Below are 16,165 nucleotides of genomic sequence, written 5' to 3' on the forward strand. Positions count from 1 at the left end.
AACTCGTATATTTTTATTCCTTAATCTACTTTTATATAATCACCTGATACGTATCCATATCCTCCGTTATATTTTATTTTATGCCATCCATTTTTACTTTCTACTATTTCTACTTTCGCTCCATTTTTTAAATTTCCTATTACTGAATTTTTAATTCCATACCCACTTCTTATATTTAAGCTTGTTGCATTCACCGTTCCCGTTTTATTTGCTGTTACTGGAGGATTCGTTGAGCCATCTATGTTTATGTAATTGCCTGATACATATCCATATCCTCCGTTATATTTTATTTTATGCCATCCGTTCTTACTTTCTACTATTTCTACTTTTGCTCCATTTTTTAAATTTCCTATTTTAGAGTTATTTGATCCATATCCACTTCTTACATTTAAACTTGTCGCTGTTACTACTCCTGTATTTTTAACTTCCGGTTGGTCTGGATTCACTGGTGGATTTACTGATCCATCTACTTTTATATAATCTCCTGCTACGTATCCATATCCTCCATTATATTTTATTTTATGCCATCCATTCTTACTTTCTACTATTTCTACTTTTGCTCCATTTTTTAAGCTTCCTATTTTAGAGTTGTTTGCTCCATACCCACTTCTTACATTTAAACTTGTCGCATTTACTGTTCCTGTATTTTTAACTGCTGGCTCATCTGGATTTATCGGTGGGTTTACTGATCCATCTACTTTTATATAATCTCCTGATACGTATCCATATCCTCCATTATATTTTATTTTGTGCCATCCGTTCTTACTTTCTACTATTTCTACTTTTGCTCCATTTTTTAAACTTCCTATTTTCGAGTTATTTGATCCATATCCACTTCTTACATTTAAACTTGTTGCATTTACTGTTCCTGTATTTTTAACTATTGGCTCATCCGGATTTATATTTTCATCTATCTTAATATAATCTCCATATATATATCCATATCCTCCATTGTATTTTATCTTATACCATCCATTTTGGCTATTTACAATTTCTATCTTATCACCACTTAATAAAGTCCCTATTACAGAATGATTTGTTCCATACCCACTTCTTACATTTAATCTATTTGCTGTTACTACTCCAGTATTAATAACATCTGGATTACTAGGAACATCTGGATCTACGGGTTCTCCACTGATTTCTATGTTTTCTTTTAAATATTTCTCTACACCATTGGATATTCCTGCTGCCAGTTTATCTTGATATTTACTATTTGATAAGTTGTATGACTCATTTGGGTTGGTTATAAATCCACTTTCAAATAATGCTGATGGCATATTAGTTTCTCTTAATACTGCAAAATTAGAATTTTTAACTCCTCTATTTCTAGCTCCTGTATTGCTTATAGCATTAGTTTGGATATCTTTTGCATATGGTTGATACTCACCTTTATTTGTGTGATAATAGGTTTCTATACCACTTGCACTTGTTGCCTCTGATGAATTTTGATGTATTGATAGAAATACATCTGGAGAGTATTGATTTGCCATATTAGCTCTCTCTCCTAATGATATAAACACATCACTAGTCCTACTCATCTTAACTTCTATGCCCTTAGATATTAAATTTTGTTGAACTTTTTTTGCAACGGCTAAGTTAAGATTATCCTCGTAATTTCCATTTCCTACAGCCCCACTATCTCCACCTCCATGCCCTGGATCAATAAATACTTTATAATGATCTCTATTTGCTTTTGGTATAGCTGCAAAACTATATGAATTGATTTTTTCTTTTGGAACATAAATTTCTATTATATGTACTTTATCTCCTATTTTTTGACTCAAAAATACAGTACCCGGATTTATTGGGGTAACTACTCCATTTTCATTTATGCTGACAGTATCTTCATCAGAAGCTTCCCAATTTGGATTATCTGATAAAGTTAAACTTTCACCTTTTCTTAAAGATATTCCGTCTTCAACTATAATATCATCCTTATTATATTTATCTATTACAGATGAAAACTCTGACTCTATATTTTCATTAGCACTTACTGTAACTATATTTCCTACAGCTGTAGCTGATATCATTCCAAATGCAACTATATGTTTACTATATTTATTAAGCCTTTTTATCACTTTTAAACACTCCTCTGCCATTATCTTTTTAATACTATCCCGTATGCATATATTTTTACATATTTCATCTAATACTTTTATTTTATCACAATTTCAACCTATTGATAAATTCTAATAAAAGATAAGCTCATTATAAAATAATGAGCTTATCTTTTATTAGAGTTTACCATTTAATTATATTTACAAGTTTTCTTAGTTTATCTTCATCAATTTCCCCAAATGGATTTTTGTCTACCCTTACAGCTGTACCAAAATGGAAGTCATTATTATTAGTAGAAGCTTTTATATTTTCTATATTTTCAAAACTTAAACCTCCACCTAATAAAATGTTTATATGTCCTGCATTTTTTCTCATTTCCTTTATTTTCTCTATATTCTCAGCTATATTACCTTTACCTGCTGATGTCAATACATTAGTTATTACGTCATATTTACTTAATACTTTAATAGTTTTAACTACATCTGTTTCATCTATAGCTCTATGATATGTCACATCTAATCCTTTAGATACTTCTAATAATTTTATTAATTGATCTTCTCTTACATTATTTTCACTATCTAACATACCAAATACTACCCCATTAGCACCTATCTCTTTTACCTTCTCTATATCGTTTATCATTATATTTATATCTTCATCACTATAAACAAAACTTTTAGCATGATGTCTTATCATAACATTTACCGGTATATTAACCTTATTAACAACAGCTTGTATAAGCCCAAAACTAGGTGTTAATCCGCCTTCTGTTAAAGCACTTACAAGCTCAATTCTATCAGCACCACATTTTTCTATAGCTATGGCATCTTCCACACTCATTCCAATAATCTCTAACATTTTTCCTCCTTAGCTAATTCATAAATCGCATTTGCAAATATTTTAGCATTTAATATAATGTCATCTATATCCATGTACTCATCACTATTATGAGCTATTCCTTTTTGCCCAGGAAATGATGGACCAAATGGAACTATATTAGGCATAACCTTAGCATAAGTTCCCCCACTTGTAGTGGTTGGAGTTCCATCTAACCCTGTAACTCTCTCATATGCAGCTTGTAGCCTTTTAACCATATATGAATCTTTATCAAAATTAACCGGATTAAAGTTTTTTTCCACACTTAAACTTAAATCATTATTTAGTCTTTTTTCTATTTCTTTTGTTATATATTCTATTTTACAAGTCATAGGATATCTAACTCCAAAATTTAAAACAAGTTGATTTTCATCACAAATTAATTTATATGGATTTAAATATAATTTCCCAGTTAAATCATCTTCAAAACTTATTCCCAATTTATCACCATAATATTCATTATAAAAATTAGTATTTATAAATTTCATAAATCCATTAACTTCATCATTTCTTATAAAGTTTTCATCTATTAAATATTTTATCATATTAGTTATAGCATTTTCTCCAAGTTGAGGTGCATTAGCTGGAGCTTGGCTACCAATAGCGCTTATCGTTACTATATGCTTACTCATTCTTATATTTATTTTTTCATTTATACTTATATTTTTTTCATTTATCTTTTCTTTACAAATTTTTTCTTCTAAATAATATATAATATCTTCATGAATATAATCTTTAGGTATATCTATATGACAATTAGCTGGTACCATATTAGATCTAAAATCTCCATAAATTTTAAGACCATCTATATTTACTTTTTTTCGTATGCTCAGCTTAGCTATACCTCTTTCCCCGTAGACAACTGGGTATTTACAATCTGGAGTAAACCCCATTATCGGTGGCTTCTCTTTACTTAAATAATGAGATATATCATTAAATCCTGTTTCTTCATTGGTTCCAAATATTATTCTAACTTTTTTATCCAATTTAATATCAGTTCTTTCTATAGCTTTCAAGCCATATAAAGCACTCATTATAGGTCCTTTATTATCTAAAACTCCTCTTCCATAAATCCTTTCATTGTCTATTTCTCCTTCATATGGTCCATATTTCCATCCATTACCTTCAGGTACTACATCTAAATGTCCAACTACAGCTATATATTCATCACCTTCTCCAAGTTCAGCATATCCCATATAGCCATCTATATTTTTAGTTTTAAATCCTAATTTTTTTGAGATTTCTAGTGCTTTATCCAATGCCTTTCCAACATTTTCACCAAAGGGAAATCCTTCTACTGGATCTCCCTCAACACTAGGTATTTTTACTATATCTATAATATCATTTATCAAGTCGTCTTTTAATTCATTTATTTGATTATTTAAGATATCCATAAATTCCCCTCAATTCTTATTTATTCTATAGGCGCTTTAATTCTAGTAGCATATGCATTCATCCATTCTTCAGAAGCTACCTCATGTATACTTTTCCCATCTATTCTATTACTAACATATACAGTAGGTTCATGGTCCTTTGTTGCTACTGAAAAACTAAAATTAGGTATATTTGTACCTACTCCCCATTCACCTTTGTTATTCATTGCAACTAATGATAAATCACCAGCTTTTCCTCTTCTTCTTATTAACTGTTCATCCAGTTCATTAACCGCTTTATCACAAGCTTCTTGAGGTGTTAAACCTTCTTTCATAAGTCTAACAATTTCATAAGATATACACCCTTTCATAAGGTCTTCTCCTAAACCTGTAGCCGTCGCTCCACCTACTTCACTGTCAACATAAAAACCTGACCCTGATAGTGGAGAATCTCCCACTCTCCCGCTTTTTTTCATAAATAATCCACTAGTAGAAGTAGCTGCACACATTTTACCATCATTATCTAATGTAACCATTCCAACAGTATCATGACCTACATAAGGACTTAGCCCTTGGTCTACTGTCTCTTTTCTTTTTTTATTGTAATGTTGTTTAGCTCTATCTGTTAACATATTTTTTCTTTCAAATCCATTTTTATGAGCATATGCTTCCGCTCCAGTTCCTACTAAAAAGCAGTTTACTTTTTCATTACTCAACTTCCTAGCTATAGATATAGGGTTTGCAAAATCTCTTATACCCGCAACGGCTCCTATAGAAAATGTATTACCATCCATATAAGCTGCATCAAGTTCTACTTCGCAATTTTCATTTGGAAGACCTCCATAACCTACAGATTTATAAAACGGATAATCTTCTACTCTTTTAATTGCAAGCTCTATTGCATCCCCAGCATCTATTCCTTCTTTTAATTTTTCAGAACCATCTGTTATTCCTTCTATAGCCATTCTCCAAGTTGCTATTATTCCCCACATATTTTTACCCTCCTAATTTTTAACAAAAGCCTTGGTTTCCCAAGGCTTTTTTGTTTTTAGAAACAAATTTTTTCTTTTAATTTAGATATATCTTCATTTTCAGCAAGTTTTTTTGCCATTTCGCAAATATTTTTTAATGAATCATTAAGCCCTATACCACCCTTTTTAGGTGTCTTAACTATTAATACTTCATTTTTAAAATTATCTAAAATTTCAGTATTTTCAACAGACATTGCGGCAAAAGCTTTTATATCTGTACTATTGCTTATATTTTTAGCTAATATAGCTGACATTTTTGCAAAATTTTCATAGTTAAATGCAGGTCCACATACAACTACATCTGGATTTATTTTTTTTACCATAGCGACCATCTTTGCAGTTACTTCATCTTGGTTATTTATAAAATACTCATCTCCACAATAAAGACTTGCTACAATTTTTGAGTCAAACTCTTTCAAAAATTGTTCCATCATAACTCCTGGCCCTAATGGAGTAGTTTTTCCTCCTGGTGGTATACTAGCTTTTTCCTTACCACCTGCTCCAGCTTGTATCTGGTCTAATATAATTACTATTTTAGTCAAAGTTTTCATCCCCTAAATTTAAAATTCTAAATCATCAAATGATAAATCATCTTCCTCTTCAACTTGATTTTGCTCTTCTGCTAAATATTGCTTGTCCAATATTTTTATAAATGGTAAGTACATAAAACATCCTACTACTAATAATATAATTTGAAGAAGAGATGCTTGCCATCCACTTACTAAGAATCCACTAAATATAATAGGAGTTGTCCAAGGTATTTGAACCCCATTAGTTAATGGTACTAGTCCTGAATCCATACAGAAGTATGTTACTATTTGATTAAACATTGGTACAAACATAAATGGTATTAATAATATTGGATTTAACATTATTGGCAATCCAAATATCACAGGCTCATTTATTCCAAATATACCTGGTAATAAAGATAACTTCCCTAATTCTCTTATACGTCTACTTCTACATACAAGTAACATTACTATTAATAAAGAAAGTGTACTTCCTCCACCTCCAAATGTAGCAAACATATCTTGGAATTGTCCTGTTATTATATTTGGTAACTCTTGTCCAGCTTGGAAAGCTTCTAAATTTTCAGCTGATAATAATTTTAATATTGGATTATAAACTGCTCCAACAACACTTGATCCATTTATTCCAAAGAACCAGAATAAATGCAAGAATATATAAGATATTACTGTAGCTGTTAATGTATTTCCTAATTTTAATAATGGCATTTGTAAGAACTGGTAGATAAATTCATGAATGTTTCCGTATGGAGTTAATTCGAACCCAGTTTTTATTAAAAAGAATATTATCATAATTATAGCACTTGGTATTAATGCAGCAAAAGACTTGGCAACAGTAGGAGGAACTCCTTCTGGCATTTTTATAGTCCAACCTTTATTAACAACCCATTGGAATATTGCAACTGATACGAAAGAAGTTATCATACCAACAAACATACCTTTAGATCCCATCCATCCTAGAGGTATCCCGCCTACTTCATATACAACATCCATACCTTCTGGTGTATATGGTATTGTAAATGGTGTTATTATGAAAAATGCAACTAATGCAACTGCAGCAGCTTGTATAGCATCTGCTTTAATTTGTTTAGCGTATGAAAACGCTATCCCTATGATTGCAAGAATAGTCATTACGTCAAATGTAGACTTTGTTACATGTCCTAATCCACTAGCCCAGTTTTCCCCAAAAAATTGAGCCCAAAACTCATTCCATCCCGGTATCGGGAAATTCGATATTAATAAGAAGAAAGATCCTACTATTAATAGTGGTGATGATACCAAGAATCCATCTCTTATTGCTACTAGATACTTATTTTTACCGATCTTTTCAGCCATCGGCATAAGCACCTTTTCTAAAGTTGACATAAACTTATTCATGTTTACCCCCTAATGTAATATGTAATTTTATATAAAAGAAGCTAATTGACAATTATAATTAATTTAAATTAGCTTCTCTAATATCAACTTTGATTTTAACCCTCATATCCCCTTGATTATATAGTTTTATAATTTACTATTTAGTTTGACGAGCTTTTATCATTTTTATAGCTGTTTTTAAAACCTTTTCCCCATTCATAGAACCATAATCCATACTATTTATAACATCTACTGGAATTTTTTCATCAAATTTTCCTTGAACCTCTTTTAACATAAATTTGACTTGTGGCCCAAGTAATATACAATCTGGATTTCTCTGTTCTACTATTTTATCTATCTCTGAGTATGGAAATGCTTCTACTTCTATTGGTAAGTTATGTTGCTTTGCAACATTTTGCATTTTACTCGCTAATAAGCTCGTTGACATACCTGCACTACAAAATAAGTATATTTTTTTATTCATTCTAATTACCTCCTAAAAACCTTATATATATTTTAATATTAAATCTTACTTACTATTTTTTAATCCTATTTCTTTTCTCAAGTCTATAATTTCTTTCACTAAATTTCTTTCACTTAAACAAGTCATTAAATGATCTTGAGAATGTATTAAAAGCATACTTATTTCTACATTTTTGCCATCTGAATCTTTATTAATTAAGCAAGTCTGTATTTTTTGAGCCTCTAATATTTCTTCATTTGCATTTTCCATATATTCATCACTCTTTTTAAAATCATTTTTCTTTGCATAATGAAGAGCTTCATATATATGTGACTTAGCATTTCCAGCATGTATTATAACCTTTAGTATTTTTTCTTGATAGTTCATATTTTCACCGCCTTACTTAAGGTCTTTTAAAATATTTGTTAACGTTTTCTTTAACTATATTTTACAATATATTTTAAAAAAAGGAAATAGTATTTTTTATTTTTTTTAAATATTTTTACAATTTACTTTAATTTTATGTTTTACTTTACTTTTTATTATTTTTTCAAGGGTTATGCGACTTTTATTTACATTAGTTCCTAGGGTTATATCTATATTATAGCTTATTTTATAATTATGTTTATATTTATTTACTTATGCCTGTACATATTTTTTAAAGTAGTTTCAAATATTAAATAAATTGCATATATGTATAATGATAGGGTACGCCTATTAAATAACTTATATGGAGTGTTTAAAATGCATAAAAACTGTGACTACAACAATTATAAAACCCCTAAATATGAATCAAAATACTATTATTGCGATGATTATAAAGAAAATAATTCTAATAATCCTATGTTTTTCTATTATCCATGTGAATTAGATTTATACAATAATTTAAAAAACTGCATCGGTAAAGTAGTTGGATTTAAGTTATCTTGCAGTGATTGCATATTAAGAATTAAAATTTGTAAATTAACACCTTGTAGTGTATGTGGAACAACATCTTCTGGAAAAGGCCCTATATTTATAAAATTATCAGCTATCGATTATGTTGACTTTGGTAAAGAAGTTTATGTTAATCCATTATGTAATATAAATATATCAGAAATTTTAACTTTACCTGGAAAAGGTACAATGGGTCCTCAAGGTCCTAAGGGGGACACTGGAACAGTTGGTCCTCAAGGTCCTAAGGGTGATACTGGCTTAGCTGGTCCTCAAGGTCCTAAGGGGGACACTGGCTTAGCTGGTCCTCAAGGTCCTAAGGGGGACACTGGTTTAGCTGGTCCTCAAGGTCCTAAAGGTGATACTGGTTTAGCTGGTCCTCAAGGTCCTAAAGGTGATACTGGTTCAGCTGGTCCTCAAGGTCCTAAAGGTGATACTGGTTCAGCTGGTTCTCAAGGTCCTAAAGGTGATACTGGCTCAGCTGGCCCTCAAGGTCCTAAGGGGGACACTGGTTCAATCGGATCTCAGGGTCCTAAGGGGGAAGCTGGTGCAACCGGTGAAAAAGGCCCTAAGGGGGACACTGGTTCAACCGGCTCTCAGGGTCCTAAGGGAGAAGCTGGTGTACCCGGTGAAAAAGGTACAACTGGAGAAGCTCCTAGTAAAGTAAAGCCTGTACCTTATGCTCCTGAGAAAAAAAAGGCAATTTCTCCAAGTAAAAAAAAACCTTATAATAAATAAAAATAAGAGCGCTTAATAAGCGCTCTTATTTTTATTTATTACCCTAATTTACTATATATAAATTCATACATATCTACAAACTCTTTAGCTAATTGTAAAAAATTCATGGTAGTCATCAGATGATCTTGAGAGTGTACTAAAACAACACCCATTTCTGTCTTTTCTCCACTAGCTTCAGCTTGTATTAACTCTGTTTGAAATCTATGCGCCTTATTTAAAGTTTCACCAGCTTCTTTTAATAATTCTCTAGCTTTTTCAAAATTTCCTTCTTTAGCTTCAGCTAAAGCTTCATGTGCACTGCTTTTAGCATCTCCTGCATGTCCTATTATTCCAAATGATATTTCAAATATTCTTTCATTCATATTTCATTACCTTGCCTTCCCCTATATATTCCTATAATTAGTTGTTGTTATATTATTATCTTCAAGAAACTTTTTTAGCTCATTTGAAGTTAATATTTCATGTTCTAATGTTCTTTCTATTGAATATGAAGTAGATTTTGATAAAAATGCATCTACAAAAGCTGGATGACTCATAATATCAACAATCTCATATTCTTTTATTTTTTTTATATTTTTTTTAAAATAGTCAGCTTCTACATTACTACTATAAAAGCTGCCTATCATGGGAACTATTTTATCGTATTCAAGACTATATTCAAATCCACCTCTTATAGGTAAATCATATTTTTTCAATATTTTTTCTATTACGGGTTTAAATTCTATCAATGTATGCACATGATGATGGCTATCTAAGTGAGTTATTTTTATGCCTGAATTTATAGCTTTATCTATTTGAGCACAAAATTCTTCATATAACTCATCTAAATCAATTTCTTTAGCTTTTTCTTCATTAATCCTTCTAAAGAAATATCCATTTTCATCTACTAAAGTTTTATGTGTATTTAAAACAGGTTTATAGCAACTTAAAGTCATATGTACTCCACATCCAAGGTTTTCATTTTTTTTCAAAAGCTCTAACGCTTGTTCAAACCCAGGCATACCAGTCATTATTGTACAAGAATTTACAATCCCATTTTGATGCGCAGATATTATACCTAAATTTACAGCCTCGCAATATCCAAAGTCATCTGCATTTATTATTAATTTAGTCATTAAGTTCACCTACCTTTAATTCTTCTATTTTCTCTTTAAATTGAGGTAAATAATCTTCATGAGCTACTAGCATTTCATTCATAATAGTTTCTGCTAATTCATCACTAGTAACAAGAGGATTTATAGAAAGTGCTTGTATAGATGTATCATAATCTCCTAAAACAGCAGCTTTAGCTGTTAATATTTCAAATGACTTTATTTGATTTAAAAGCCCGACTGTTCCTATTGGCATTTCTCCTATAGTTAAAGGCATCGGCCCATCTTTAGTTATAAGAGAACTAACTTCCACTGCATGATAATAACCAATATTTTTTATAGCACCTTTATTTAGAGTATTTACAACCTGAATATCTTTTTTATCATTATACATAGAATTTATTAAGTTGCAAGCTGCATCACTATAATATGCTCCACCTCTTTTTTCTAATTGTGGTGGTTTTATATCTAAATTTTCATCTTTATATATTTCAAATAAATCATTTTCTAAAGCCTTTACCACTTCTGCTCGAGTCTGCCCTTTTTCAAATTCACTTAACTCATGTTGTAACATATCTTTAGTTTTATAATAGTATCTATGATATGGACAAGGAATAGCTCCTAGTGATTTTATAAATCTTGGATTAAAAGGAGATGTAGATTTTATATTTTTCATACTCATTTCTGAATTTGCAAATTTTCCTATTGCTTCATTTGTTATATCTAATCCATTTAAACAAACTTTTATTCCATATACCATGTGATTTAGTCCAGCAAAAGTAACATCTAAATCATCTTTATCAACCTGTAAAGCTTCTGCAACTCCTGCTTTTACACCTATAGGTACATTGCAAAGCCCCACAAATCTTTTGAAATTAGTATGAGTAAATACCATTTCAGTTATTATACCTGCTGGATTTGTAAAATTTATAAGCCAAGCATTTGGACAAAGTTCTTCTATATCTTTTATTATATCCAGTATAACTGGAACCGTTCTTAATGCTTTAAAAAATCCCCCAGGCCCATTAGTTTCTTGCCCTATAATACCATGTGATAAAGGTATTCTTTCATCCTTTATTCTAGCATCTAATAATCCTACTCTTAACTGAGTTGTTACAAAATCTGCATCAACTAAAGCTTCTCTTCTATTCAAAGTAGTATGTATCTTCATATCTATCCCATATTTTTGAACCATTCTTTTTGCTAATTTTCCAACTATATCTAATTTTTCTTTTCCCTCTTCAATATCAACTAGCCATAATTCCTTTACAGGTAATTCACTATGTCTTTTTATAAACCCTTCAACAAGCTCCGGTGTATAGCTAGATCCTCCACCAATTGTAACTATCTTTAATCCTTTTTTCATTATATCCATAGGTGCAAAGATACACCTTCCCCCTTCTCCCCAAACTCAGGTAAAACGTTTACATACTAAAAATATCATTTTTCGATACAAAAATCAATATATATTTTAAATTTTATTTTATATTTCATTTATTTTTCTGTTTTATCTGCATCAAATTCAATATTAAGTTTTTTCCTTATAGCATCTAGTGTTTTCATGACATTTATAGATAGTTCATGCGAATTTATTTCAGACTCTATTTTTTTATTTTTCACAGTATTTATGAACTCCTTACTTTCATAATACATATTCAATTTATTATTAGAATCAAATAAAATTTCTCTATCTCCATTATTTTTATATAATTCTACTTTATTTGGCTTTGATATATAATCTATAACTATGCTACCTTCTTCTCCCATTATTTCACTTTTAATATGTGAATTATGAATTTTAGAATACACAATAGTAACATTAAAATTTTCATAGCTTAAAATTGAAACTCCACTTCCATCTACTTCGTTTTTTAAATAAGTAGCACTACTTTTTATATTTTGTGGAATTCCAAATAAGTCAATCGCTGGATACACACAGTATATACCAATATCCATAAGTGCACCCGTCGAAAACTTAGGGTTAAATATATTTGGAGTTTCTCCATTTAAATATAAATCATATTTTGAAGAATACTGGCAAAAACTAAATATAACATTTCTTATTTCACCTATTTTACATAAATTTTCTTTTATAGATTTATAACTTGGCATACTTATAGGAATAATAGCTTCCATAAGTGCAGTGTTTGTCATTCTAGATAATTCTATAAGTTTAGTCAGTTCATTTAAATTAGAAGTTATTGGCTTTTCACATATAGTATGTACTCTACTCTTCAATGCAATTTCTGCATATTTAAAATGTAAAGAATTTGGAGAAGCTATATATATCAAATCTATATGTTCTAACATTTCTTCATAATTTGTATATACATGTTTCACATTATTTTCTCTAGCAAAATTTTTACCTTTCTCACTTGTTCTAGAGTATACCGCGTAAATTTCTACACCTTTAATTTCTCTCATTGATTTTATAAAATCACTAACAATCCACCCAGTACCTATTAAGCCTAACTTCATGTTATACCTCCATTGTTTCCCCTAAAATATAATCATTTTTATTTCTATTATATTTTTCATATAAAATATTAGGATTTTGTATAATTTTATTTTTATTTAATCTAGTTAATTTTTTTAAAAAACATTCTAACTTCATAGCCTCACTTTTACTTTTGCTAATCCAGTATATTTCTAAGTTTTTAAAACCTTTAGCTCTAGTATATTTACAATTTATACCAGTTTCATGTTCTTTCATTCTTCTTTTTATATCGCTAGTATATCCTATATAATATGTATTATCTTTACAAGTTATTATATATGTATAGTACATTTAAACCTCCAAAAAATAAATTAGACAGCTAAAAAGCTGTCTAAAATTTAATATTTAACAGAATATAAATATAATCCTTTTGCTGGTGCCGTATCTGATGCTTTACTTCTATCTTTTACTTCTAACATTGTTTTTATATCTTCTGGAGTTTTTTTGTGTAATCCTACATCCATAAGTGCTCCAACTATTATTCTAACCATGTTATATAAAAAACCATTACCTTCTACATAAATATCTATTATATCTTTATTTTTATTAATAGTTATACTATGTATATCACGTACATTTGATTTTTTCTTTGATTTTGAAGATGCAAAACTAGTAAAGTCATGTTCTCCTATTAAATAATCACTTGCTTTTTTCATTAACTCTATATCTAGTGGTTTTTCTATATGCGTACTGTATTTTCTTAAAAATACATCATGATGCTTTGTATTGCTTATTTTATATAAGTATACCTTTTGTTTAGCATTGTATCTAGCATGGAATCTATCATCAACTTCTTTAACTTCTTTAACAACTATATCTTCCGGTAAGTACTTATATAAATAATCATTCATTTTTTGTACTGATAAGTTTGAACTTGTTTTAAAATTAGCAACTTGATTATATGCATGAACTCCCATATCAGTTCTTCCAGAACCAACTATTTCTATATTTTCATCTGCCATTTTACTAAGAACTGATTCTATTTTTCCTTGTATAGTGTTTTCATTATCTTGCAATCTTTGAAATCCTTTATATCTTGAACCATCATACTCTACAACTATTTTAATATTTCTCACTTTATTCCTCTTTCTATACTGATTCTATTAGTATATTTTTAAGTGTGAATGTAATACATGTACCTTCACCTTTTTTACTTTGTATATTCATTTGTCCTCCATGAAGCTTTACAATCTCATTACTTATAGCAAGTCCTAATCCACTTCCTGCCTTATTATAATTTTCTTGGAAGAATTTATCTAATACCTTTTCTAAATTGTGTTCTTCTATTCCTTCTCCATTATCTATAACTTTTATAGTAGTATATTCTACATCTTGAGTTACTATAACTTTTATATAGCCTTGTGCTTCTGTAAATTTCAATGAGTTCTGAACTAAATTTATAAGAACTTGTCTTAATCTATTTTTATCACCTTGTATCATTTGGATTGCATCTATATCTAACTCACAACTTAAATGTATATTTTGTTCATTTGCTTTTACCTTAAGTTGATTTATAACCCCTATAGCTAAAGATGCAGTATCAACCATATCAATTTGTAGTTTTATTCTATCTGAAGATAATCTAGAAAAATCTAAAAGTTCTTCAACAAGTTTTATCAATCTCTCAGTTTCATCTTGGATTATACCTAGCCCTAAATCTAATTCTTCTTTTCCTATACCTTCATAACCCAGAGTTTCGCTCCATCCCTTTATAGAAGTTAATGGAGTTCTAAGTTCATGTGACACCGAAGATATAAATTCTTCTTTCAATTTCTCACTTTTGTCAATTTCTCTAGCCATATGTTCAAAAGTTTCTGCTAGTTCACCTATTTCATCATCTATTATAGTTCTTGGTTTCAATTTTATATTATAGTTTCCATGGGCTAACTCATTTGCAAATTTCTTAAGTTCACTTAATGGATCAATTAAAGTATATGCAAATTTTAAACTTATAGATATAGCTATTAATAATATAAATATACCTGCTAAAATAAGACCTAAAACTATCTTAAATATAGTTTTATCTATTTCTTTTAATGAAACAGTATATCTTACTACACCTTCTATCTGATTATTTAACTTTAACGGAACAGATATACTCATTACATGTTCACCTGTATTTGCATTTTTATATGTACTAGTTGTGACAATATCTTTTAATGCTTGATCTACATCTTCATAATGAGCTTTTTCATTACTTCTAAATCCATACTGATCTATTATTATATTTTTATCTGTATTAATTATTTCTACTCCTAATTGTGTATTCGTATCTATATCCTTTTTTTCTAAAATATTATTTATTTTTTGCTCAAAAGAACGATCACCCATATATCCACTGTATATGTTTTGAGTACTACTAGCTTGATGTTTCAGAGTTTGTCTTACAGAGTCATAGTAATAGTTTTGAGCATAAAATATAAATAGACCTTCAAATAAAGTTACTGTAATTATTATTATTATAAAATAATTTTTTATTATCTTTTTTCTAAGCCCTTCAAAGTGTATCACTACTCATTTTCCTTTCTCCAACAGTAACCATATCCCCAAACAGTTTGTATAAACTTAGGTTTTGATGGATCATCCTCTATCTTATTTCTTATTCTTCTTATATTTACATCTACTATTTTAAAATCGTATAAATAGTTAGTTCCCCACACCTCATCAAGTATTTGGTCTCTACTTAAAGATTGTTTTTCATTAGTTATTAAAAACTTAACTATAGAAAATTCAGTTGGAGTTAATTCTATTTCATTATTAGATTTAAATAATTTTCTTTTTTCTAAATCTAAGATAAACGGTCCACTTTCTATAACACTCTTATTTTTACTATTTGCTTCTCTATTTATTCTTCTTGAAAGTGCACTAACTCTCATAAGTAATTCTTTTATACTAAAAGGTTTAACTATATAGTCATCTGCTCCAGATATAAATCCTTCTATCTTATCTTCCTCTTGAGATTTGGCTGTAAGCATTACTATTCCTACTGCATCAAAATTAGTTCTGATATATTTGCATACTTCTATCCCACTCATATCAGGTAACATTACATCTAATAAAGCTATAGAAATATTTTTTTCACTTCCCATTTTATCTATTGCTTCTTGTCCCGTCCCTGCTTCTATAACTTCATATCCTTCTCTTTTTAAGTTTATACTTACAAAACTTCTTATTCCAATTTCATCTTCTAAAACTAATATTTTTTCATTCATAATATTG

17 protein-coding genes are annotated in these 16,165 nt (G+C 29.4%); 1 reads left to right on the forward strand and 16 read right to left on the reverse strand.

Annotation, left to right across the window (positions count from 1 at the left end; genetic code table 11):
• Positions 1–20 precede the first annotated feature (20 nt).
• From ACRCYC_RS11385 to ACRCYC_RS11420, 8 genes are all read right to left on the reverse strand, one after another.
• Positions 21–2,081, reverse strand: a complete 2,061-nt coding sequence (locus ACRCYC_RS11385; protein ID WP_438619258.1) for an SH3 domain-containing protein — start codon at positions 2,079–2,081, stop codon at positions 21–23.
• 163 nt (positions 2,082–2,244) lie between these two features.
• Complete coding sequence (locus ACRCYC_RS11390) at positions 2,245–2,919, reverse strand: copper homeostasis protein CutC (protein WP_438619259.1); 675 nt, start codon at positions 2,917–2,919, stop codon at positions 2,245–2,247.
• Positions 2,913–4,331, reverse strand: a complete 1,419-nt coding sequence (gene pepV, locus ACRCYC_RS11395; RefSeq protein ID WP_438619260.1) for a dipeptidase PepV — start codon at positions 4,329–4,331, stop codon at positions 2,913–2,915. The genes ACRCYC_RS11390 and pepV overlap by 7 nt, the downstream gene beginning before the upstream one ends.
• A 20-nt stretch (positions 4,332–4,351) precedes the next feature.
• On the reverse strand, positions 4,352–5,302 hold the full coding sequence (locus tag ACRCYC_RS11400) for a N(4)-(beta-N-acetylglucosaminyl)-L-asparaginase (protein WP_438619261.1): 951 nt from the start codon (positions 5,300–5,302) through the stop codon (positions 4,352–4,354).
• Between the two features lie 56 nt (positions 5,303–5,358).
• Complete coding sequence (locus ACRCYC_RS11405) at positions 5,359–5,892, reverse strand: GrdB-related putative oxidoreductase (protein ID WP_438619262.1); 534 nt, start codon at positions 5,890–5,892, stop codon at positions 5,359–5,361.
• A gap of 9 nt (positions 5,893–5,901) precedes the next feature.
• On the reverse strand, positions 5,902–7,245 hold the full coding sequence (celB, locus tag ACRCYC_RS11410; RefSeq protein ID WP_438619263.1) for a PTS cellobiose transporter subunit IIC: 1,344 nt from the start codon (positions 7,243–7,245) through the stop codon (positions 5,902–5,904).
• Positions 7,246–7,381: 136 nt separating this feature from the next.
• Positions 7,382–7,708, reverse strand: a complete 327-nt coding sequence (locus tag ACRCYC_RS11415; RefSeq protein ID WP_438619264.1) for a PTS sugar transporter subunit IIB — start codon at positions 7,706–7,708, stop codon at positions 7,382–7,384.
• 45 nt (positions 7,709–7,753) lie between these two features.
• The gene (locus ACRCYC_RS11420) at positions 7,754–8,074 is read right to left on the reverse strand and encodes a PTS lactose/cellobiose transporter subunit IIA (protein WP_438619265.1); all 321 of its coding nucleotides are present in this window, start codon (positions 8,072–8,074) and stop codon (positions 7,754–7,756) included.
• Positions 8,075–8,431: 357 nt separating this feature from the next.
• Between ACRCYC_RS11420 and ACRCYC_RS11425 the strand changes: the two genes are divergently transcribed.
• Positions 8,432–9,358, forward strand: a complete 927-nt coding sequence (locus tag ACRCYC_RS11425; RefSeq protein WP_438619266.1) for a hypothetical protein — start codon at positions 8,432–8,434, stop codon at positions 9,356–9,358.
• 38 nt (positions 9,359–9,396) lie between these two features.
• Here the strand turns inward: ACRCYC_RS11425 and ACRCYC_RS11430 are convergent, their stop codons facing one another.
• From ACRCYC_RS11430 to walR, 8 genes are all read right to left on the reverse strand, one after another.
• On the reverse strand, positions 9,397–9,720 hold the full coding sequence (locus ACRCYC_RS11430; RefSeq protein WP_438619267.1) for a PTS lactose/cellobiose transporter subunit IIA: 324 nt from the start codon (positions 9,718–9,720) through the stop codon (positions 9,397–9,399).
• Positions 9,721–9,741: 21 nt separating this feature from the next.
• Positions 9,742–10,473: a carbohydrate deacetylase gene (locus ACRCYC_RS11435; protein WP_438619268.1), complete on the reverse strand. Its 732-nt coding sequence runs from the start codon at positions 10,471–10,473 to the stop codon at positions 9,742–9,744.
• Positions 10,466–11,815 (reverse strand): 6-phospho-beta-glucosidase, encoded by a 1,350-nt coding sequence (locus ACRCYC_RS11440; protein ID WP_438619269.1) that lies wholly within the window; start codon positions 11,813–11,815, stop codon positions 10,466–10,468. The genes ACRCYC_RS11435 and ACRCYC_RS11440 overlap by 8 nt, the downstream gene beginning before the upstream one ends.
• A gap of 128 nt (positions 11,816–11,943) precedes the next feature.
• Positions 11,944–12,927 (reverse strand): Gfo/Idh/MocA family protein, encoded by a 984-nt coding sequence (locus tag ACRCYC_RS11445; RefSeq protein ID WP_438619270.1) that lies wholly within the window; start codon positions 12,925–12,927, stop codon positions 11,944–11,946.
• A gap of 1 nt (position 12,928) precedes the next feature.
• Positions 12,929–13,237, reverse strand: coding sequence for a GIY-YIG nuclease family protein (locus tag ACRCYC_RS11450; RefSeq protein WP_438619271.1), 309 nt, complete (start codon positions 13,235–13,237; stop codon positions 12,929–12,931).
• 47 nt (positions 13,238–13,284) lie between these two features.
• Entirely contained in the window at positions 13,285–14,022 is a 738-nt protein-coding gene (truA, locus tag ACRCYC_RS11455) for a tRNA pseudouridine(38-40) synthase TruA (RefSeq protein ID WP_438619272.1), read from the reverse strand.
• Between the two features lie 13 nt (positions 14,023–14,035).
• Positions 14,036–15,457 carry a sensor histidine kinase gene (locus tag ACRCYC_RS11460; RefSeq protein WP_438619273.1) on the reverse strand — a complete coding sequence of 474 codons (1,422 nt, stop codon included), beginning with the start codon at positions 15,455–15,457 and terminating at the stop codon, positions 14,036–14,038.
• A complete protein-coding gene (walR, locus tag ACRCYC_RS11465; RefSeq protein WP_438619274.1) occupies positions 15,457–16,158 on the reverse strand; it encodes a cell wall metabolism DNA-binding response regulator WalR in 702 nt (233 codons plus the stop codon). The genes ACRCYC_RS11460 and walR overlap by 1 nt, the downstream gene beginning before the upstream one ends.
• Between the last annotated feature and the right edge of the window lie 7 nt (positions 16,159–16,165).

Origin of the sequence: Paraclostridium sp. (assembly GCF_051657365.1) — a bacterium.
GTDB lineage: Bacteria > Bacillota > Clostridia > Peptostreptococcales > Peptostreptococcaceae > Paraclostridium.

What these genes read in the sequence shown, in the direction of transcription:
- ACRCYC_RS11390 (WP_438619259.1), bottom strand. Translation starts at nt 2,919, where the DNA reads ATGTTAGAGATTATTGGAATGAGTGTGGAAGATGCCATAGCTATAGAA.
- pepV (WP_438619260.1), bottom strand. Translation starts at nt 4,331, where the DNA reads ATGGATATCTTAAATAATCAAATAAATGAATTAAAAGACGACTTGATA.
- ACRCYC_RS11400 (WP_438619261.1), bottom strand. Translation starts at nt 5,302, where the DNA reads ATGTGGGGAATAATAGCAACTTGGAGAATGGCTATAGAAGGAATAACA.
- ACRCYC_RS11405 (WP_438619262.1), bottom strand. Translation starts at nt 5,892, where the DNA reads ATGAAAACTTTGACTAAAATAGTAATTATATTAGACCAGATACAAGCT.
- celB (WP_438619263.1), bottom strand. Translation starts at nt 7,245, where the DNA reads ATGAATAAGTTTATGTCAACTTTAGAAAAGGTGCTTATGCCGATGGCT.
- ACRCYC_RS11415 (WP_438619264.1), bottom strand. Translation starts at nt 7,708, where the DNA reads ATGAATAAAAAAATATACTTATTTTGTAGTGCAGGTATGTCAACGAGC.
- ACRCYC_RS11420 (WP_438619265.1), bottom strand. Translation starts at nt 8,074, where the DNA reads ATGAACTATCAAGAAAAAATACTAAAGGTTATAATACATGCTGGAAAT.
- ACRCYC_RS11425 (WP_438619266.1), top strand. Translation starts at nt 8,432, where the DNA reads ATGCATAAAAACTGTGACTACAACAATTATAAAACCCCTAAATATGAA.
- ACRCYC_RS11430 (WP_438619267.1), bottom strand. Translation starts at nt 9,720, where the DNA reads ATGAATGAAAGAATATTTGAAATATCATTTGGAATAATAGGACATGCA.
- ACRCYC_RS11435 (WP_438619268.1), bottom strand. Translation starts at nt 10,473, where the DNA reads ATGACTAAATTAATAATAAATGCAGATGACTTTGGATATTGCGAGGCT.
- ACRCYC_RS11440 (WP_438619269.1), bottom strand. Translation starts at nt 11,815, where the DNA reads ATGAAAAAAGGATTAAAGATAGTTACAATTGGTGGAGGATCTAGCTAT.
- ACRCYC_RS11445 (WP_438619270.1), bottom strand. Translation starts at nt 12,927, where the DNA reads ATGAAGTTAGGCTTAATAGGTACTGGGTGGATTGTTAGTGATTTTATA.
- ACRCYC_RS11450 (WP_438619271.1), bottom strand. Translation starts at nt 13,237, where the DNA reads ATGTACTATACATATATAATAACTTGTAAAGATAATACATATTATATA.
- walR (WP_438619274.1), bottom strand. Translation starts at nt 16,158, where the DNA reads ATGAATGAAAAAATATTAGTTTTAGAAGATGAAATTGGAATAAGAAGT.